This is a genomic window from Candidatus Chloroploca asiatica (assembly GCF_002532075.1).
Classification (GTDB): domain Bacteria; phylum Chloroflexota; class Chloroflexia; order Chloroflexales; family Chloroflexaceae; genus Chloroploca; species Chloroploca asiatica.
The window spans coordinates 21,776-41,971 of the sequence record NZ_LYXE01000069.1; the positions used below are offsets into that span (position 1 = coordinate 21,776).

Genomic DNA, 20,196 nt, shown 5'->3' on the forward strand with positions numbered 1-20,196 from the left:
CGGGTGAGGGATGGAAATTGCCGTCACGAACTTAACCAAAACCTTCGGCAGCCTTCGTGCCAACGATGGGCTGTCGTTGCGCTTTGCGTCGGGCAAGATTCACGGTGTGCTGGGTGAGAACGGGGCTGGCAAAAGTACCCTGATGAAACTCGTGTCGGGTTTTCTGCAGCCCGATGCGGGTCAGCTTGCGTTTGACGGTCAACCCGTCAGGCTGCGTGGGCCGGGCGATGCGCTTCAGGCCGGGGTGGGTATGGTGCATCAAGATCCGCTTGATGTACCTGGTTTTACGGCCCTGGAGAATCTGCTCTGTGCGGCCCCGCGGCGTGCTTTTCCTTCACGGGCGATGGCCCGGACAACATTGACTACGATGGCGCAACGCCTCGGTTTTACCCTTGCGCCTGATACGCCGGTCGGGGCCATGACGGTTGGGCAACGGCAGCAACTCGAAATTGTTCGTCTGCTCGCCTGTGGTGCCCGTACGCTCATTCTTGATGAACCAACGACCGGGATCACCGCGGCCCAGGCCCATGCTCTTTTTGACGCGCTGCGCCAGTTGGCCGCCGATGGCAATACCGTGCTTTTTGTTTCCCACAAACTTGATGAAGTTGCGGCGCTCTGCGATACAGTCAGTGTGCTGCGCACCGGGCAACTGGTCGGTGAACAGTTACCGATGCCGCAACCACAGCAACGCTTGCTTGAGTTGATGTTTGGTGAACGGATTGTGCAGGCAAGTGGACAGGCGTTGTTGCTGGCAGGGGTGTCCGTGTCTGAGCCGCAGGGTCTCCCTGTGGTTCAACCAATCCAGGATGAGCGATCCTCTGAGGCTAGCCCAACGAGACCACTGGTCTGGCAGCTTGAGCAGGTCACGGCTCGCGAGGGGATGGTCAGGCTACGCAACGTTGATCTGCGGATCCCGCAGGGGCGGGTCATTGGTCTGGCGGGACTGGATGGGAGTGGACAGCAGATTTTGCTCCGCCTGCTGGCCGGTCGTCTGCACCCGGATAGTGGCCGGATCCTGATCAATGGTGTGGATATGACGCGCGCACGCACGCGCACCTACCGCGAGGCCGGGATCGAATACTTGCCGGCTGATCGTATGCGTGATGGGATTGTCGGTGCCCTCTCGTTGACTGATCATTTTGCGCTGTTGCAACCGGCGGGGATTACAGTTGATCGGCAGGTTGCCGCGCAGGCAGCCCGCGAGGCGATTGCAGCGTACGAAATTAAGGCAACCCCGATCACCCCACTCATTGCGTTGTCTGGCGGGAATCAGCAGCGGGCGATGCTTGCGCTGGTGCCCGATGCTTGTCGCGGGCTGGCATGTGAACAGCCGACCCGCGGGCTTGATGTGGCCTCGGCGCAGGGGATCTGGCAACGCCTGCAGGCACGCTGTGCCACTGGTTGCTCGGTGGTCTTTGCTTCGGCGGATCTTGATGAGCTCATGGCTTATAGTGATGAGATCCTGGTCTTTTTTGCGGGCGAAATGTCGGCCCCATTGCCGCGGGCTACGCTGACTGGGGCACGACTGGCCGAGTTGATTGGTGGCGTCGGTTTTGAACGCAGTGCGTCTTGACGCACCTTGAAGGGCGTGAGCCTGAAGTTGTTATGCAGATCCAAGACGCGGGAGGACAACTCACCAGTCGCGCGACATATCAGCTAGCTGATCTCGCTGATTATCTGGCTCGTCTGGTCTTGCCTTTTCTCGGTGCCCTGGTGCTGACAACCGTTGTGTTGCTGACGGTTGATGTGGCTCCACTTGATGCATACCGAATCCTTCTTTTTGGTGCTTTCAGTACCCCGATCCGATTTGGTGATATGGTGATGCTTGCGTCGCCGTTGATCCTCTGTGCCGGTGGGTTGACGCTGACCTTTGCCGCAGGTCTCTATAATCTGGGGATCGAAGGACAGGTCGTGCTCGGGGCGATTGCCGCGATGATCCCGCTCCGGCTCTTTCCGGATCTGCCGCCCCCGTTGCTCTGGATGCTCAGTTTTGCGTTTGGCGCTGCCGGTGGAATGCTCTGGGCGCTGCTGGCGGCGAGTTTGCGCCTCGGGGCGGGGGTGAACGAGATCTTTGCGGGCCTGGGCTTGAATTTTCTCGCCAGTGGGATTGCGCTCTATCTCATTCTTGGGCCGTGGCGGCGCGAAGGCAGCGCTTCTTCTTCGGGGACGGCGCTGTTGCCGCGCGAACTCTGGTTGCCTACGGTCGGTTCGTTGCGCCTGGCCCCGCTTGCGCCAATTATTGCCCTTGTGGCCCTGGTGGTCGTCTGGTGGGTATTGTCACGGATGCGATGGGGCCTGGAGGTGCGGGCGGTCGGGCTAAATGGGGCGGCAGCCGATCGCTTGGGTGTGCCAGCGGTCAAACGCATGGCGCAAGCTATGGCGGGTTGTGGCCTGCTGGCTGGTCTGGCCGGCACACTTCAGGTGCTTGGCGTCTTTCACCAGCTGATTCCCAATATCTCGAGTGGGGTTGGTCTCATTGGTTTGCTGGTGGTCTTGCTGGTGCTGGCCCGCCCGATCTGGGTGTTGCCAGTGGCGGTCGTTTTTGCGACGTTCACCGTTGGGAGTGTACAGTTGCCTCTGACGTTGGGGATTGATAGCAGCATTGCTGGTGTTTTGCAGGGGGCACTTGTGCTGGCCGCCCTGGTATCACGCGGTTTGATGCAGCGCAGGAGAAGGGCATGAACCAGCTAGCAATTGATCTGGGGGCTGTGCTTGCGGCGGCGGCACCGCTGATCTTTGCCACGATGGGCGCGTTGCTCAGCGAGCGCTCGGGGGTGATCAATCTCTCGCTTGATGGCACAATTATGCTCGGGGCGATGGGCGGTTTCACGGTGGCCCTTGTGACCAACAGCGTTCCGCTGGGCTTTGGCGGGGCGGCGCTGATCGGGGCGGCGATCGCCCTGATCCTGTGCATCCTCAGCCTCACGCTGGGCCAGTCACAGACAGCGGTGGGTTTTGTGCTTGCGCTGCTTGGGATTGAACTCTCCTCGTTTCTTGGTGCACCAGTGGTGCGCGTGCCTGGCCCGTCAGTGCCGTTTCTGCCGATTCCGTTGCTGGCTGATCTGCCAATCGTTGGGGTGGTCTTTTTTCGGCATAATTTGCTGATCTATCTTAGCTTTCTGCTGGTGCCCTTTATCTGGTGGATGCTCTTTCATACGCGCATGGGTTTGACGGTGCGGGCGCTTGGCGAGCGACCTGCGGCAGCATTTGCGCGTGGGGTTCCCGTGACGCGGATGCGCTACCTGATGTGCATTCTTGGGGGGGCACTGGTGGGCATTGCTGGGGCGGCCTATTCGCTCGATCTCCGGCAGGGTTGGTCGTACCGACACACCTTTGGCATGGGATGGATCGCACTGGCGATTGTGATCTTTGGGGGATGGCGTCCGTGGCGCGTCGCCTTTGGTTGCTATCTCTTTGCGGCGCTTGAGATTGTCGCGCTTCGCTCGCAGCGTACGATGGCAGGTGTACCAACACAGGTCTTCCAGGTGGCACCATTTGTGCTGATGATCCTGGTGTTGGCGCTGGTGAACCTGGTCTCTAGCCCGCAAGCGCTCCGGCGGATTGCGAGCCTCCCACCGACCTTGCGCGGCCCTGTCGCGATGCTTGTTTCACGGTTGGCCGTTGCGGCCCCTGCGGCCCTTGGGCAACGCTTCGAGCGCCCTTGAGGGCGTGACCCAGCAAGCGTTCCTTTGCTCGCACACAAGGCCAGCGAAACTGGCCTTGTGTGCGAGCAAAAGAGCAAGTATCAGAGGCGTTGATCGAGGATGAGTTTCCAGAGCGCCATGCCGATCAAGGCAGGGTCGTGGCGGATGGTGTCCTGTTTGTTCCAGAGCTCGCGTTTGCCTGAGGGGGTTTCGGTGAGGTTGCGCACCAGTGGCGTGACGCCATGTGCGGCGATGCGGGCCAGTTCTTGATCGTCAGGCTCGAGGAGATGCACCCCTTCGGCGGCGTAGGCCGCCAGGATCGCAGGATCAAGATCTTCACTGCGGTTGATCAAAGCGGACGTCAAGGTGCCCGGCCCAAGCAGAGCGACTAGATGATCGATATGCGCGTAGACATTCATGCCGTCGGTCTGACCTGGCTGGGTGGTGGTATTGCAGACAAAAACGATGCGGGCCTTGCTTGTGCGGAGGGCGTCGATCATACCGTCAAAGAGCAACGAGGCTAGCACCGACGTAAAGAAACTGCCCGGGCCAAGCACAATCAAATCGGCTTCGCTGATTGCCGCGAGCACCGCAGGATTGGCGGGGGCTGAAGCGGGTTTGAGGAAGAGGCGGGCAAGCGGGGGTTTGTTGAGGCCGCGTACGGCCAGTTCGGTCTCGACCAGGCTGCCATCCGCGAGTTCGGCGCAGAGATGGGCATCAACGGTTGCAACGGGCAGAATGGTCGCACGACAAGCAAGCATCGTGCTGATGATCGTGATCGCCTGCCCAAAATCACCGGTCATCTGGGCGAGAGCAGCGATCAAGAGATTACCAAAGGCCATCCCGTCAAGGGCTGGCAGCGTTGGGGCAACAAAGCGGTACTGCATCAACCGTGCGAGCAGGTCGTCGGGGTCGCGGGCGAGTTTGGCGAGCGTATTGCGCAGATCGCCCGGGGCCGGGATGCCCCCAAGTTCACGAGCGACCCCGGTGCTGCGCCCAGTATCGGTGACCGCAATCACCCCGGTGAGGTTGCCATGATAGGGCTGCATCCCTTGCAATACCTGGCTGACCCCACCACCGCCACCGATCGCTACGAGCTTGAAACCCGCTCCCTCATCTATCCCGTTGGTCATGGTGTCTCTCCTGGCGTCGTACTCTACCATCGCCTAATTGTACGGTAGATCCTGCTCTTTTCGGCCAGGACTTCCGACTTGCCGTGCCCTGAAAACTATGTTATGTTGGCAGAGAGTTTAGGGGCCGCAGGCCCCCCGAAATCAGGCTTGTGGTGGCGAAAAAGCCAGCATACGCGTCGGTTTCTGCGTTCATGCGTATGGGGCAGTGCCCCCCAGGAAGCTTACTTGCGTTGGCAAGAAGTCGGGTTTGGGGGGGCAAGCCCTGCGAGTTTCAGCCGGAGGCGTTACATTCGTATGGCAGGCAATAGTTTTGGGCAGATCTTTCGGTTGACCACATGGGGCGAGTCGCACGGGCCAGCCGTGGGTTGCACGGTTGATGGCTGCCCGTCTGGATTGCCACTCGAACCTGAGGCGATCCAGCGCGAGCTTGACCGTCGCCGTGTTGGACAGAGCAAGGTGAGTTCACAACGGCAGGAACCCGATCAGGTACAGATCCTGTCGGGGGTTTTCGAGGGGCGCACCACTGGCTCGCCGATTACGATGCTTGTCTTCAACACCGACGCCAAGTCGGGGCATTACGAAAATATCAAAGATCTCTATCGCCCCGGCCACGCCGATTATAGCTGGGACGCCAAATATGGCTTTCGCGATTGGCGGGGCGGTGGGCGTTCGAGTGCGCGTGAGACGATCGGGCGGGTCGCTGGTGGGGCGATTGCCCGCTTGCTCCTCGCTCGCGAAGGCATCTCGATTATTGCCTATACGCTGCAGATGGGTGATCTGTGTGCCGAGGTGTTTGACGAGGATGAGATTGAGCGCAATATTATGCGGTGCCCAGATGCCCGGGTGGCTGCGTTGATGGTTGAGCGGGTTGATCAGGCGCGTCGGTCGCTCGACTCGCTTGGTGGCATTGTCGAGGTTCGCGCCCGTGGTGTGCCACCTGGTCTGGGTGAACCAGTCTTTGATAAACTGCAGGCGGAGATCGGCAAGGCGATGTTTTCGATTCCCGCGATCAAAGGGGTCGAGATCGGCGAAGGCTTTGGAGTCGCCGGGTTGCGTGGCTCTGAGCATAATGATCCCTTTGTGCGCCGCGAGGATGGGCGTATTGGCACGGTCAGCAACCGTCACGGAGGGATCCTCGGTGGCATTTCGACGGGCGAAGAGATTGTGATCCGCCTGGCTGCCAAGCCGCCGGCGAGCATTGCGCAGGCCCAACAAACGGTGGATCGCGAGGGCAATGCGGCGACCATCGAGGTGCGAGGGCGTCACGATCCGACGGTGCTGCCGCGCCTGGTGCCGGTGGCTGAAGCCATGCTCGCGCTTGTGCTGGCTGACCATCTTCTGCGCCAGCGTACGGCGCGGGCATAACGCTGAGTGACCTTATGAATCTTGCGCGACCGCAAATCTCGTTGTTGCTCGCAGCGATCGCTGGCCTCTGCTGGGCGGCGGCGCTGGCGCTGCTGCTTTTTGGCGGGCTTTCACCGGCTGATCCCGTCTTTGCACTGCAGCGGTTGCTCTTTTATGGGTTGGCCCTGACCGCTCCGCTGTTGACCTTTATCCCGGTTGAGCGGGCGATGGGTCTGACGGGGTTGACGATTGAGGGTACCGTCGGTTCGTTTTTGTTGCTCTACATTCTTGCCTTTGTGCCTGCACCACAAGACTGGCTGCTTGATTTGCCTGATCTGCCAATCTACGCCCTCTTTATCGGGGCTCTCTTTCTGGTTGGGGCGGCGGTCAGTCGTCCTTTTCTTCATGCTGCCAGCCTGCGCCTCTTTCACACACGGGCGCGGGCGCTTGATAGTCGGCGGGTACGTCGTCAGTCGTATGAAATTGGCCTACTGGTGGCAATGATTGCCATGCTCGCTGGGCTACGGGTTCTCACCTGGGTCAGTTTGCTGTTGCTGACAGTGGTGGTCGTGATTGCTGAATTGCTCTTTCTCGCTCAGGTGCGTGCCGAAGTAAGCGGCGAAGTCTAAGGAGCATGCATGGTTCGGATAAGCATTATCGGGTTGGGATTGATTGGTACGTCGCTTGGCATGGCGTTGCGTTCGGCTGAGGCGAGTGAGTCGCCGCTGGGTGCCCTGGAAGTTGTTGGGTGGGATCGTGATCAGCGGGCGGTCAAGGAGGCGCGCGGGCGGCTGGCGATTGATCGCGAGGCGCGGACGCTGGTCGAGGCGGTGCGTGACGCTCAGATTATTGTGGTGGCAACCCCGGTGCTTGCGATCCGTGAGGTGTTTGCTCAGCTTGGGCCGCTGCTGGCGTCAGGCACCGTTGTGACTGATGTTGCGAGTACCAAGGCCGAAGTCGCGCAGTGGGCTGCAACCTTGCCGTCGGGGGTGGCCTATGTGGGTGGGCACCCGATGGCAGGCAAAGAGAAGGCCGGGGCCAAAGCCGCTGATCCTGAGCTCTTCAATGGGGCGATCTACTGTTTAACCACCGGGCGGAGTACCCCTCAGGCGGCGCTTGAAGCGGTTGAGGCGATGGTGCGGACGGTCGGGGCCAAGCCGTACTATATCGACCCTGAAGAGCATGATGTGTATGTGGCTGGTATCTCGCACCTGCCTATGTTGCTTTCGGTCGGATTGGTCGAGATCACTGGGCGCAGCGCGGCCTGGAAAGAGATGGCGGCCCTGGCGGCGACGGGCTTTCGCGATGTTTCGCGGCTTGCCTCGGGTGACCCTGAAATGCACCGCGATATCCTGTTGACCAATCGCGTGGGCCTCCAGCGCTGGATCGACGAGATGATCAGCTTTCTGTTGGAAGTCCGCGATCAGGTTGACGAGGGCGACGCCGAAGATATCGAGGCGTTGCTGCAACGGGTACGCGAGCAACGCGAAGGCTGGCTTGAGACGCGGCCTGGTCTGCGCCCCGGTGAAGATGCCTTCTTGCATCAACCCGAACCTGAACGCCGCAACTTGCTCACCTTCCGCCTCCCCCGGCGTCGCTCGTAAGATCGCTCTTCTCTCGGGCTAGACCCAATAGCTTGCCAAGAAGGCGGTTGTTTTGACGCAAAGGCGCAAAGGTTTTCGCGTAGGTGCGCGCACCCAGGAAAGTCGGAAAACTTCGTTGACAGACTACTTACCGCGCTGAGGCCCGCACCACCCATGTCGCCAAATCAGCATCCCACCCCCAGGTAGCTTGACGAGCCTGTGGGTTGCCGGTGGCGCTCGATTGCAATGAGAAGTTGAAGGGCACCAGATCAACGATGAGTTCGTCACCGACGAGGCGCATTTTGCGGGCGCGTTCGCCGGCAGTGGCCCCAGCGGTGGTGAGATCGAGCAGCGGACGAAGTGGGCCGCTGGGGGTTCCGCTGGCATCGAGCGGAAGGGCAACAAGATCAGGGCTGCGGGCCAGGCCCGCATAGAGATCATAGCCATCGGGGGTTGCCACAACGAGCACCCCCATCACATCAAGGTCCGTCACCAGGCTGGTCTGTTGCCCGCCGCGATCGATCGCAACGATGCCGCCCCGTTCTTCGCCAGGGGTTGAGCCGATGACTGTCCCGGCAAAGAGGCGGTCAAGCCCACAGGCATAGGTCAGGCCCAGGATGCCAAAGGGATTGCGTTCGCCAGCCTCGCCTGCGAGGGTGGCAAAGGGACTCATGATTCCGGTGGCACTGTCAACGCGCCAGAGGGTGGTCACGCCTGCCAGGGGGTTATCTTGCAGTGAAATCCGCGGGGTGGGGGCCACATAGACATTGCCCATATGATCATAGGCCATGGCCCCGAGGTATCCGGCAGCATCCCAGGTTGGATGCTGATAGACGGTTGAGTCAGTGAGCAGAACGAGGCCTTGCTCGGTGCGATCGGTTGCCAGCGCAAGTGTACTTCCGGCTTCGGCAGCGAAGGTAGTGGCAAAGGCGGGCAATCCGCGGCATCCGTCGGTTGCTAACGGTACGGTGGAGGTCGGTTGGTTTGCCGGCGACCTCGTGACCAACATAACGATCAAAAGAAGCGTTCCGAGGGCCAAAAGCATCCCCATGGCAAGCATGGCATGTCGGGAGTTATGCCGTGGTCTGGGTTGCTGTCTGGATGGTGAGTGGGACCGTCTCATATGCCTCCTTCATGTGGAAACGGCTGCCATATGGCAGCCGTTGGGGGTATAAGGGGACGACAGTGGGGTTATTAGAGGTATCTGTCAGGGACACGTCTGTCGCTCCGGACGCCTGACCTGTGATGAGTATAACAAACCCGGTTACAAACAAGATCAGCCTTTAGCCGGATTATCCTTGACTCGCGAGTACTGGTTACAAACGCGATCAGCCTCAGGGCCGATTATCTTTGACGCCCCGGTGAAGAGATCTTTCCTGGGGATAACTGTCTCTCTTCCAATGTGAGGGCACTGGGCTTGTACCATGAGATGGTACAAGGCATTCTGTCCAGCGAAGGACAATGAGAGAGGTTCTTATGACGGCAGAACGAGACATTGACGCACAACGTAACGTATTTCTCGAAGCCTTGCTTGCCATTGATCGCCTCGAAGTGCGGCGCCTCCTCGAAGAACTTGTGTCCGAGATCAGTCCGGTCATAATGGTTGAGCAACTCATCGTGCCGGCGCTTGAAGTGATTGGTGAACGCTGGGAGCAAGGTGACGTACCGCTGGCACAGGTCTATATGAGCGGGCGTATCTGTGAAGAGATTGTTGATACGCTCTTGCCAGCGGCGAATGTCCAGCAGCAAAGACAACCTGTCATCGCGATTGCGGTGCTCGAAGACTACCATATGCTGGGCAAGCGGATGGTCTATGCGACGTTACGCTCGGGTGGCTTTGTCGTCAGCGATTATGGTCGGATTGATACCGATAATCTTGTTGCCAGGGTTGTGCGTGAACGGGTTGCTATCTTGCTTATTTCAGTGTTGATGCTGCCCTCGGCGTTGCAGGTCAAAGCGGTGCGTGAGCGACTCGATGCGGCAGGATGGCGACCAAAAATCATTGTTGGTGGTGCCCCGTTCCGGTTTGACCGACAGCTCTGGCAAGAGGTCGGGGCCGATGCGGTGGGCTACACGGCGTCGGATAGTGTTGGGCTGGTGACGAGTTTGTTGGAGGCATCCGCATGACAGCTATGACTTCACTAGAGCGGGTCTTGACGACGCTTGGGCATCAGGAGCCTGATCGGGTGCCGCTCTTTCTGCTCGTCACAATGCATGGCGCACGTGAATTGGGCTTGTCGCTGCGAGACTATTTCGCGCATGCCGAGTATGTGGCTGAAGGTCAGTTGCGGATGGCGCACAAGTATCAAAACGACTGCCTCTACGCACTTTTTTATGCGGCATTGGAGGTCGAGGCGTGGGGGGGCGAGGTCATCTTCAGCGATGATGGTCCGGCCAATGCTGGCGAGCCCATGATCCGCAAGCCGGAAGCGATTCGCACCCTCAAAGCCCCAGTGGTCGAAACCTCGCCTGTCCTTGGGCGTGTTCTGGATGCGATCAGGCAGATGCGCTCACGCAGTGAGGAGGCGATGCCGATTATTGGGGTTGTGATTGCCCCCTTCTCATTGCCCGTGATGCAACTGGGCTTCGAGCAGTACCTGACGTGGATGTACGAACAGCCTGAGGTTGTCAAGCATCTCTTGCAGATCAACGCAGAATTTGCGGTGGCCTGGGCCAATGCGCAGCTTGAAGCCGGGGCGACGGCCATCTGCTATTTTGATCCGGTCGCCTCAACCACGGTGGTCTCGCGGGAACAATATCTGGACTTTGATCATCGCCTGAGTAAAGACGTGATTGCACGGATCAAAGGGCCGGTTGCAACCCATGTAGCGTCGGGGCGCTGCATGCCGCTGCTTGATGATTTTGCGCAGACGGGGGCGCTCGCGGTTGCGGTCAGTATCGAGGAAGATCTGGCCCTGATGAAGCAGAAGGTCGCGGGGCGGGTGAGTCTGCTTGGCAATCTGAATGGGATTGAGATGCGTCGTTGGACGGAAGCCGAGGCTGAGGCGGCCGTCAAGGCGGCAATTGCGGCGGCTGGGCGTGGGGGCGGCTTTATTCTCGCCGATAATCATGGCGAAATCCCCTTCCAGGTGCCCGAAACGACGTTGATGGTGATCAGCGAAGCGGTACAACGCTGGGGTCGGTATCCGCTCGACTGGGTAGGTAATGAACGTTAAGCTTTGTCTGCGAGTGTGCCGACACTATTATGAGGATGTCGTACAAGCTGTCGGTGAACTTGGGTATCCTTTTGTAACCGTTGAAGCGTATGCCCTGACCTGCGGGCGTCCTCAATTGTTGTCGTATACCGATCAGATCTTTGAGCGACCAGTTGCTGCGTCACGGGCGGATCTGATTGTACTTGGTGCGTGTGCGGCAACACCCGATGCACTCCCGGCGAAGCTAGACGCTCAGACACAGTTGATCCATCTCAACCACTGTCTGGTCATGCTCGCCGGGCCAGAGTTGATCGACACCGAAACGAAGCGCGGGGCTTACCTGCTTTCACCGGGGTGGTTGCGGGCTTGGCGTGCGCATCTGTATGCATGGGGGTTTGATCAAGCGCTGGCCCGTGACTACTTTCACGAGTCAGTCGAAGACTTGTTGTTGCTTGATACTGGAACTGATCCCGAGGCGCTGTCCAGGTTAGAAGAGTTTGCCGCCTATCTTGACATGCCGTATCGGGTGCGGACAATTGGGCTTGATTATCTCAAGCTCTACCTGGCGAAAGTCATTTTAGAATGGTATCTCAAGACATCGCAAAGCGAGACGAAACGCGTCTTGCAAGACGCGAATCGCAAAATTGCCGAATATGCGATGGCCTTTGATCTGCTGGTTGATCTCTCGCAGATCCGTTCAGAAGAAACAACCATTACCGCGATTCGCCATATGTTTGCGATGCTCTTTGGCTGTAACAATTTAGAATACGCCCAGATCCAGGGTCATCAGATTGTCGCTGTTTTTGCCAAAGATGGTCATGATCAGCCTGAACGCCACGCTGAACTTGCGCAGGTACTGGCCTCGATGGAGCGTGATCACGCCCTTATTCCTCAGGAAGAAGGCTTTTATCTGCGGATTCGCTATCACGATGAGACTTTTGGCCTGGTGGTTGTACGGCATATCACCTTTCCCGAATATCGCAATCAATACCTCAACCTGGGGTTGGCGATTGCCAATCAGTGTGGGCTTGCCCTGGCTAATGCGCGCACCTATTCGATGTTGCGCGAAGCGGAAGCTTCGTTACGGAATGAACGTGATTTGACCGAAGAGTTGCGTCAGATGATGGCCCATCTCAACTCGAATGTTGAGATGGATGCGATGTTGCATCAAGTATTAGTGCAGCTTGATAAGATCGTGCCGCATCACCAGTCGCATCTTTTCTTATTGGAAGAGAGCACCCTGCGCCTTGTTTCTGCCCATCCTGTTGAAGGGCAGGTCAGACTGATCGGGGGAGAGTTTAGTCCTGAACAGCCCCCATTTGCCGAGATTATGCAGCGTCGGATGCCGCTCACGCTTGATGAAGCGGCCCTGGCGTCACTCGGGCTTCCGATGGTGACAGGTTTCAAGAGCTGGATGGGTCTCCCGTTACTCCATCAAGAGCATCTCCTCGGGCTTTTGACGCTTGGAAGTCAGCAGGAAGAGACGTATACGCCGAGTCAGGTAACGATGATGCAGGTGCTCGCCAATGAAGTTGCCATAGCCCTCGAGAATGGGCGGCTCTTCCGCGAAGTCTATATGCTGGCTGGAACTGATCCGCTGACGAGGCTTTACAATCGGCGGCGGTTCAGTGAACTGGCCGAGACCGAGTTCAGGCGCGTGCAGCGTTATGGGGGCAAACTCTCGGCGATCTTTATGGATATTGACCATTTCAAGCGGGTGAATGATGTCTTTAGCCATGCTGTGGGCGATCAGGTACTGGAGTACGTAGCAAAGGCGCTTAAGCAGGTACGCCCACTCGATATTGTTGCCCGCTATGGCGGCGAAGAGTTTATCATTGTCTGTCTAGAGACCGGTTTGAGTGAGGCGGTGCAGGTTGCCGAGCGATTGCGACAGACCATCGAACGCACACCCGTTGAGACGTTGAGTGGGCCAGTGCAGATCACCATGAGCTTTGGGGTCGCAACACTTGAACCCGACCTCAGAACCCTGGGTGAATTGATCTGGCGGGCTGACCAGGCGCTCTACCATGCGAAGTGCATTGGACGCAATCGCGTTTGTACCTGGAAAGAGGCAGAAACGCATTAGCAGAGGCATTGTGGTACAATGCTTTTTAGTGGTGATCCATAGCTCTTTTGTGCGTGCCATTATTTTCCTATGCTACTTGAGCTGCAGATCCGTGATTTTGCCATTATTGATCGTCTGCACCTTCGCCTTGGTGAAGGTTTTACAGTGTTGACCGGCGAGACCGGAGCTGGCAAGTCAATTATTATTGATGCGCTGGGCATGTTACGGGGCGAAAAGGTTGATCTTACGTTTGTGCGGGCAGGTTGTACGCGTGCGCGGATCGAGGGTATCTTTAGCCTGGATGACTGCCCCCAACTAGCCCCACTGCTGCGTGAGCATGATCTGCTTGATGAGGATGACGGGCAAGTCATCGTGGTGCGTGAGATCAGTGCTGAGTCAGGGCGGAGTGTAGCGCGGATCAATGGACGTGCGGTCAATACGGCGGTGCTGCGTGAGATTGGTGGGCGGTTGATTGACATCCACGGGCAGCACGAGGGGCTTTCGCTCTTTAATCCGCGAACGCATCTCGAGATGCTTGACCGTTTTGGGGAACTGCTGCCCATGCGCGAGCAGGTTGCCACCCAGGTGCAGATCCTCCGCGGTCTTCGCAATGAGTTGGCCGATCTGCGGCGTAACGAGGCCCAGCGCCAGGCGCGGATCGAAGAGTTGCGTTTTCTGATCGAGGATGTGACTGCCGCCAGGATGCGACCGGGCGAAGAAGAAGATCTGCTGCGCGAGCGGCAAGTGGTGCAGAATATGGCGCGGGTGACCGGGTTGGCGACGGAAGCGTATGCCGACCTGTATGCCGGGCGCGAAGGTGGACGTACGCCTGGGCGTCCAATCATTGAGTTGATCGCCACAGTTGCCGGAAACCTGGCCGAACTGGCGCGCCTTGATCCTTCGGTAGAGAGCATGGCGACGACGGCGAGCGAGTTGCATTACCAACTTGAAGATCTGGCGGCTGCCCTGCGTACGTACCGCCTCGGGCTTGATGCTGATCCAGGCCGTCTTGATGCCCTCGAAGATCGGTTGACGGTGCTGCGTGATTTGCAGCGCAAATATGGCGGCGATCTTGCCAGTCTGGTTGAACGGGCGGCCAGTGCCGAAACCGAGATTGAGCGCTTGCAAAATAGCGCGGTGCATATTGCCGAACTTGAACGACAAGAGGCAGCAACGCTGGCGGAATTGGGCACCCTTGCGACTACCTTGTCGCAGCGACGACGCGAGGTTGGTGATGAACTGGCGCGACGGATCGAAGGCGCGATGGGCGATCTCGCGATGCCGCAGGTACGCTTCTTTGTGAGCATCAAACAGACGCCTGATCCACAGGGTGTACCTTCGGCGGGTCGCCGGGTGGCGGTTGATCGCACTGGCATTGATCAGGTTGAATTTCAAATTGCGCCGAATCCTGGCGAACCACTCAAGCCCCTGGCGAAGATTGCCTCGGGTGGCGAGAGTGCCCGCTTGCTGCTTGCGCTGAAATCAATTCTCTCACGGGTGGATGAAGTCGCAACCCTTATTTTTGATGAGATTGATGTTGGCGTCGGCGGGCGTGCCGGCCAGGTAGTCGGTCAGAAACTCTGGGCGATCACCGAGAATCATCAGGTCATCTGTATCTCGCACCTTCCACAGGTCGCGGCGTTTGCCGATACGCATTACCATATTCGCAAAGAGTTTGACCCTGAACGTACGCGGACACAGGTTCAACGTCTTGATGACCACCAACGGATTGATGAACTCGCGGCGATGCTTGATGGCAGCCCCAGCGAGCATAGTCGCGCGAACGCCCGCGAAATTATCGAGCGGGCCATTGCCTGGAAAGCGAACCGACAGGTACCTACGCTATGACTGCGAATACTTCTGTCAGCCGCTGGGCGGCACGTATTGCCGAGGCCAGTTGGTTGCTTGCCCTGACACTTATTCCACTCTATTTTAATCTCTATTCGGCCCGCCATTTCGAGCCCGATAAGATCGCAGTGGTGCGCTCGCTGGCGTTGATTGGGGCCGCCGCCGTCCTGATTGGGCTTCTTGATGGCTGGTTGTCGCGAGAGAAACGCAAGCCTGCCACAGCCGATCCCCCGCCTGAAGAGGCCACGTCGGTGCCGCCACTTTGGCGGAGGTTTGCGGCCATTCCTTTGGCGGTGCCAACCGCAGTGTATGCTGTGGTCTTTTTGCTGACGACGATCACGTCGGTGACGCCCTGGATGAGTTTTTGGGGGTCGTACCAGCGCCTTCAGGGAACGTACACGAATCTTTCGTACATCATGCTGTTTGTGGTCATTCTGGTGACGTTGCGTCACTGGGAACAGCTTGAACGCATGGTTACCATCATGCTTGCGACGGGGATCGCCGTAGCGGGCTACGGGCTTTTGCAGCACTTCGGCCTCGATCCCCTGCCCTGGCGCGGCGATGTGCTCACCCGCATTGCCTCGACGATGGGCAACTCGATCTTTGTGGCCGCTTATATGATCATGGTCGTGCCCTTCGCGCTCTACCGGACGATTGTTGCCTTCAGTGACGCCCCAACGGCGCCTCAGGCGGGGCCGTTGCTCGGGCGTGAGTGGTTGTGGTTCCTGGTGCGAGCGCTGCTGGTGCTGGCCGGTTTGATGCTCTTGCTGGCGACGATTAAGTTTGGGGCCGTGATCCGGGTTATTGACGCACGCTACTGGTGGGTCTGGCCGGGTTCGATTGTGGCGACGACGACGATCTGGTGGCTGCTGACGACCAATTTTGATCGGGGCGACCGACGGATGCCGCTCTGGCCCGGTCTCTTTACGATGGGTTTTCTGCTAGTCTTTGCAATGCAGTTTGCGATCGCCGCGGGCAGTGGGGCGCAGACGCTGTTGACTGGTGAGCAGGCGGCGAATGCGAGTGACTGGAGCATCTGGTTTTTTGCGTCGCTTGTTGCCTTGATCGGGGCGTATGCCCTGGGAATGACGTTGCCGCGTCGTCCGCTTGAGCCGACCCGGGCGGGGCGGTTGCTTGACGGGGCCGCGTCCGGCCTGGCGACCTTGATCCTGCTGGTTGCGATTGTCTTTTCGCAGAGTCGTGGCCCGTGGATTGGTCTCGGTGCAGGGCTCTTTGTCTTCTTCTCGCTTGTGCTGTGGCAAGCGTTGCGTCACGCTAGGGCGACCGAGCAGATGGCGCGGGCGCGCCTCTTCCGGGGGCTCTTGATCGGTTGGGTCACGTTGACGTTGGCGGTCGGCGGTTTTTTGATCACGTTCAACCTGTCGAACGCACCTGTGTTTGAGCAACTGCGCCAAGTGCCCTACATCGGGCGCATGGGGCGTTTACTCGAAGTCGGTGAAGGAACCGGCCTGGTACGGCGGTTGATCTGGATTGGCGATGAGCATGCGGGCGGTGCGGTCGCGTTAATCATGAGTGATCCCGTGCGTGCGGTGATTGGCTGGGGCCCCGAGAGCATGTTTGTCGCTTTTAACCCGTTTTATCCACCTTCGCTTGCCAATATCGAGGCGCGTGGGGCTTCACCAGACCGATCCCACCAGGCGCTGCTTGATGAACTGGTGACCCGAGGGTTGCTGGGCCTGGTCAGTTATCTATTCTTGCTGGTGAGCTTTGTTGTCTTGAGTTGGAAACTGATCCGGAATAGCGCGAGTTGGCGCTGGCAAGTCTTCTTCATTGCCTGTTTGAGCACCATTACCGCGACGTTTGTCGAGGGCCTGACGGGGATTCCCATTGTCTCGACCCTGACCCACTTCTGGATGGTGCTGGCAATGACCGTGACGGGCGGAGCTCTGGCGGGACACTATCGCCTCTCACTTGCGCCACCGGAACCGACGGTGGCTGCGGTTGCTGTCCCTGAAGGCGGAGCCTCTGCTGACCAGGCGCACCGTAGTGGACAGGTGAGCGGCAAACGACGGAAGGGGCCGGTGCGTGGTCAGCAGGTTGCACGGGGAGGCAACGCGGCGCGTTCACGCAATACAATGCCGGGAGCGGGACCGATCTTTGCTTATAGCATGGTTGCCGTCCTCACCCTCATCGCCATTTTCAGCTTTAACTTCAATCCGATCAGGGCCGATATGCATTTCCAGCAAGCTCAGGGCTTGAGTGAACGAGCTGATTCATCGGCTGACAGCTTGATCGTGGCGCTCAATGAGTACCTGCAAACGATCCGGCTCAATGCACGCGAAGATTTCTACTACTTGAACCTTGGGCGGGTTCTGATGTCGCTTGCTGATACAGTGCGTGCGCAAAGCCCTGAACTGGGAACCCCCAACGACGATCCTCAACTCACGGTGCTCTTGGGGCTTGAATCGAGCAATGCGATTGCCGCTTTTGTGCAGCAGAGCAGCCCGAATGAATTGATGAGTTATGCCGAAGCGGTGCTCTTGCATGCGCATAACCGGAGCCCACTGAACAAAGACCATTTTGCCAATCTTGGGCGGCTCAACAGTGTCTGGTACCGCTGGTCGAATGACCCGGTACACCTCGAAAACGCGCTCAACTGGTACGATCAGGTCGAAGAGTTGGCCCCGCAGGATGTCACGCTGCTCAACGAGTTTGCGGGGGTCTTGATCCTCAAGGGTGATCAGTTGGTGGCCGAGGGGCAGACGGAAGAGGCTCAGGCCGCTTTTGCACGGGCCGAGGAGTTGCTTCAGCGTTCGGCGGCGCTTGACCAGCGTTATGTTGACACGTATATCAGGCTTGCCGATCTGACCCTCTCACGCAATCAAGATCTGGTTGCGGCGACCAATGCGTACAGTCAGGCCATCGGTATCTCGGCCCGCCAGACGGTCAATTCCATTGAGAATGTCGCCAATGCGCTGGCCGGGCAGCCCGAACTGATCCTGCAGTTGCGTGATGCCTACATGCGCGTGATCGCAACCCAGGAGGAGCGCTACCAGAAGCTTGACCCGCAGAGCAGTGCGGCGCAAAGCTTGCGCACCGATCTTGCCTTGTTTTCCACTGTGGCCGGGTTGTTGTCGGTGCGGGGCGGCGAGACCGAGGTGGCGTTGGAGGTGTATGCGCGGGCCGCTGAACTCGAACCAAATAACCTCAACTACATTCGCAACTATGCGATTGTGTTGAGCGAACTGTCGCGGCATGCCGATGCAGTCGTCGAGTTGCGGGCGTTGATCGGACGGCTCGAGACGGGAACAGGGAACGAAGCCACGATTGCTGAGGCGCAACAACTGATTGCCTACTTCGAGCAATTGCAGGGAGCACCGTAGCATGATCCAGACGGCCCTGATCGCCATTGTCGCGCTGACCTTTTCGATGCTAGCAACCCCGCTGGCTCGGCGTCTGGCATTGCGGGCGGGGGTCGTTGCGGTGCCACGCGTGCGTGATCTGCATATCACCCCGGTGCCGCTGTTGGGTGGGTTGGCGATCTATGGCAGTTTTGTGGCGGCGCTGATTTTGTTTGGCGATCGGGCGCATATTGTCGAGTTGATCGCGATCCTGGTCGGGGCAACCCTGGTTTCGCTCTTTGGTTTGGCCGATGACCGGTGGGGCCTCAGTGCGCGGGCGAAACTGGCGGGTCAACTCATGGCCGGGGTCGTCTTGTTACTTGGTGGGACACAGGTACAACTCTTTCCGCTGATCTGGCTCAATTGGTTGGTGACCTTGCTCTGGGTGGTCATCATTACAAATGCGATCAACTTTCTCGATAATATGGATGGTCTATCGGGGGGGATCACCACGATTGCGGCCACCTTTTTTCTCTTGTTGGCCGCGATGAACGAACCACGGCAGGTGCTGGTTGGCGCGATGGCGGCGGCCTTAATCGGGGCGTGCATCGGCTTTTTACGCTACAACCTCAACCCGGCAACCGTCTTTATGGGTGATACCGGGAGTCTCTTTCTCGGCTTTATGCTGGCGGCACTGGCGATCAAGCTTCGTTTCCCAAGTAATACCCCGGTTGTTACATGGATGGTGCCGCTCTGCGTTCTCGCGGTGCCACTTTTTGATACGAGCCTCGTGGTGGTCTCACGCATACGGCGTGGGGTCAACCCATTCACAACTGCGGGCAAAGATCACCTATCGCACCGCCTGCATGCGCTCGGGTTGACCCGACGCGAGGCGGTCTTGACCTGTTATCTGCTTGGTGGTGCGGCGGGCATGGTGGGGGTCTATCTGACGCGGGCCACGATGGTTGAGGCCTATTTTGTCGCGGGGATGATGGCTGCGGTGGGGGTTGCGGCGCTGATCTGGCTGGAACGGGTGTGTCCGGGTGGGGTGGCTGCGCCCCACGGGCGAGAGCGTTAGGGCTGCCGCCTTCAAAACCCTGTGCTTCTTTTCGTGACAGATGCCAGCAACGCTAGCATCTGTCACGAAAAGAAATATTTTTTGGTGGCCGCAGGCGTGGGATCTGCTCTATGGTACAATGCTGAGGGAGGATCGACCAGGGATGAGGAGAGATATGGCCGCTCAGCAGGTTCACCTCGGGGTGGTACAGTTGCAACTGACGGCTGAGGCCGCCGAGAATGATCGTCGGGCCGAGGCGGGGATTCGTGAAGCGGCTGCCCGTGGGGCGCAGATCATCTGTTTACCCGAACTCTTCCGGTCGCTCTATTTTTGTCAGCGTGAAGATCATGATCATTTCCAACTAGCCGAGCGGGTACCGGGTCCTTCCACCGAGCGCTTTGGTCAACTGGCCCGTGAGCTCGGGGTGGTTTTGATTGTCAGCCTATTTGAAAAGCGAGCCGAAGGTCTTTACCATAATACCGCTGCGGTGCTGGATGCCGATGGGAGCTATCTCGGCAAGTATCGCAAGATGCATATCCCCGATGATCCGCTCTTCTATGAGAAGTTCTACTTTACCCCTGGGGATCTTGGTTTCAAGGTCTTTCCGTCGCGTTTTGGGCGGCTTGGGGTGCTGATCTGCTGGGATCAGTGGTATCCCGAGGGTGCTCGCTTGACGGCCCTGCGTGGCGCAGATATCCTCTTTTATCCGACGGCGATTGGCTGGCATCCCTCGGAAAAGGCTGAACATGGCAAGGCTCAGCACCAGAGTTGGGAGCTGATCCAGCGCTCGCACGGGGTTGCCAATGGATGTTACGTGGTGAGTGTGAATCGCACGGGTCACGAAGGCGATCCCGAGGGTGGCATCGAGTTTTGGGGGCAGAGTTTTGTGAGTGATCCTCAGGGTACGATCCTGGCGCTTGCGCCAGTGGATGCACCTGCGGTACTGGTTGTGCCGATTGATCTGGGCAAGCTTGATGTGCAGCGTACCCACTGGCCGTTCCTGCGTGACCGCCGGATCGATGCCTATGGCGACATCACGCGCCGTTTTATTGATGAGTGAGAGCT

Annotated in this window: 15 protein-coding genes; 13 read left to right on the forward strand and 2 right to left on the reverse strand. The window is 58.6% G+C overall.

The genetic code is table 11. The features are described from left to right. The first annotated feature begins 10 nt into the window (after positions 1-10). Genes A9Q02_RS07850 through A9Q02_RS07860 form a run of 3 tightly spaced genes read left to right on the forward strand, consistent with a single transcriptional unit; the run spans position 11 to position 3,665 of the window. Positions 11-1,573 (forward strand): ABC transporter ATP-binding protein, encoded by a 1,563-nt coding sequence (locus tag A9Q02_RS07850; RefSeq protein WP_097651805.1) that lies wholly within the window; start codon positions 11-13, stop codon positions 1,571-1,573. A gap of 32 nt (positions 1,574-1,605) precedes the next feature. Next, positions 1,606-2,682 carry an ABC transporter permease gene (locus A9Q02_RS07855; RefSeq protein WP_097651806.1) on the forward strand — a complete coding sequence of 359 codons (1,077 nt, stop codon included), beginning with the start codon at positions 1,606-1,608 and terminating at the stop codon, positions 2,680-2,682. Continuing rightward, the gene (locus A9Q02_RS07860) at positions 2,679-3,665 is read left to right on the forward strand and encodes an ABC transporter permease (protein ID WP_097651807.1); all 987 of its coding nucleotides are present in this window, start codon (positions 2,679-2,681) and stop codon (positions 3,663-3,665) included. Before A9Q02_RS07855 ends, A9Q02_RS07860 begins: the two co-directional genes overlap by 4 nt. An 80-nt stretch (positions 3,666-3,745) precedes the next feature. On the opposite strand, the gene A9Q02_RS07865 is transcribed toward A9Q02_RS07860, so the two are convergent. Then, the gene (locus tag A9Q02_RS07865) at positions 3,746-4,777 is read right to left on the reverse strand and encodes a gluconeogenesis factor YvcK family protein (protein ID WP_097651808.1); all 1,032 of its coding nucleotides are present in this window, start codon (positions 4,775-4,777) and stop codon (positions 3,746-3,748) included. A gap of 294 nt (positions 4,778-5,071) precedes the next feature. Here A9Q02_RS07865 and aroC point away from each other — a divergent pair, with 294 nt between their 5' ends. The 3 genes from aroC to A9Q02_RS07880 are packed head-to-tail and all read left to right on the forward strand — an operon-like array spanning position 5,072 to position 7,725. Next, positions 5,072-6,142 (forward strand): chorismate synthase, encoded by a 1,071-nt coding sequence (aroC, locus tag A9Q02_RS07870; protein WP_097651809.1) that lies wholly within the window; start codon positions 5,072-5,074, stop codon positions 6,140-6,142. Positions 6,143-6,156: 14 nt separating this feature from the next. Further along, positions 6,157-6,750 carry a hypothetical protein gene (locus A9Q02_RS07875; RefSeq protein WP_097651810.1) on the forward strand — a complete coding sequence of 198 codons (594 nt, stop codon included), beginning with the start codon at positions 6,157-6,159 and terminating at the stop codon, positions 6,748-6,750. A 9-nt stretch (positions 6,751-6,759) separates the two neighbouring features. After that, positions 6,760-7,725 (forward strand): prephenate dehydrogenase, encoded by a 966-nt coding sequence (locus A9Q02_RS07880; RefSeq protein WP_097651811.1) that lies wholly within the window; start codon positions 6,760-6,762, stop codon positions 7,723-7,725. Positions 7,726-7,852: 127 nt separating this feature from the next. On the opposite strand, the gene A9Q02_RS07885 is transcribed toward A9Q02_RS07880, so the two are convergent. Further along, positions 7,853-8,641: a hypothetical protein gene (locus A9Q02_RS07885; protein WP_141508773.1), complete on the reverse strand. Its 789-nt coding sequence runs from the start codon at positions 8,639-8,641 to the stop codon at positions 7,853-7,855. Positions 8,642-9,180: 539 nt separating this feature from the next. Between A9Q02_RS07885 and A9Q02_RS07890 the strand changes: the two genes are divergently transcribed. From A9Q02_RS07890 to A9Q02_RS07920, 7 genes are all read left to right on the forward strand, one after another. Then, the gene (locus tag A9Q02_RS07890; protein WP_097651813.1) at positions 9,181-9,831 is read left to right on the forward strand and encodes a cobalamin B12-binding domain-containing protein; all 651 of its coding nucleotides are present in this window, start codon (positions 9,181-9,183) and stop codon (positions 9,829-9,831) included. After that, positions 9,828-10,880: a uroporphyrinogen decarboxylase family protein gene (locus A9Q02_RS07895; protein ID WP_097651814.1), complete on the forward strand. Its 1,053-nt coding sequence runs from the start codon at positions 9,828-9,830 to the stop codon at positions 10,878-10,880. The genes A9Q02_RS07890 and A9Q02_RS07895 overlap by 4 nt, the downstream gene beginning before the upstream one ends. After that, a complete protein-coding gene (locus A9Q02_RS07900) occupies positions 10,870-12,945 on the forward strand; it encodes a diguanylate cyclase (protein ID WP_097651815.1) in 2,076 nt (691 codons plus the stop codon). Before A9Q02_RS07895 ends, A9Q02_RS07900 begins: the two co-directional genes overlap by 11 nt. Positions 12,946-13,014: 69 nt before the next feature. Next, entirely contained in the window at positions 13,015-14,772 is a 1,758-nt protein-coding gene (gene recN / locus A9Q02_RS07905; protein WP_097651816.1) for a DNA repair protein RecN, read from the forward strand. Next, positions 14,769-18,116, forward strand: a complete 3,348-nt coding sequence (locus tag A9Q02_RS07910) for an O-antigen ligase family protein (protein ID WP_097651817.1) — start codon at positions 14,769-14,771, stop codon at positions 18,114-18,116. Before recN ends, A9Q02_RS07910 begins: the two co-directional genes overlap by 4 nt. Before the next feature lies 1 nt (position 18,117). Continuing rightward, positions 18,118-19,152 carry an MraY family glycosyltransferase gene (locus A9Q02_RS07915; protein WP_097651818.1) on the forward strand — a complete coding sequence of 345 codons (1,035 nt, stop codon included), beginning with the start codon at positions 18,118-18,120 and terminating at the stop codon, positions 19,150-19,152. Between the two features lie 154 nt (positions 19,153-19,306). Further along, positions 19,307-20,191: a carbon-nitrogen hydrolase gene (locus tag A9Q02_RS07920; protein WP_097651819.1), complete on the forward strand. Its 885-nt coding sequence runs from the start codon at positions 19,307-19,309 to the stop codon at positions 20,189-20,191. Positions 20,192-20,196 lie beyond the last annotated feature (5 nt).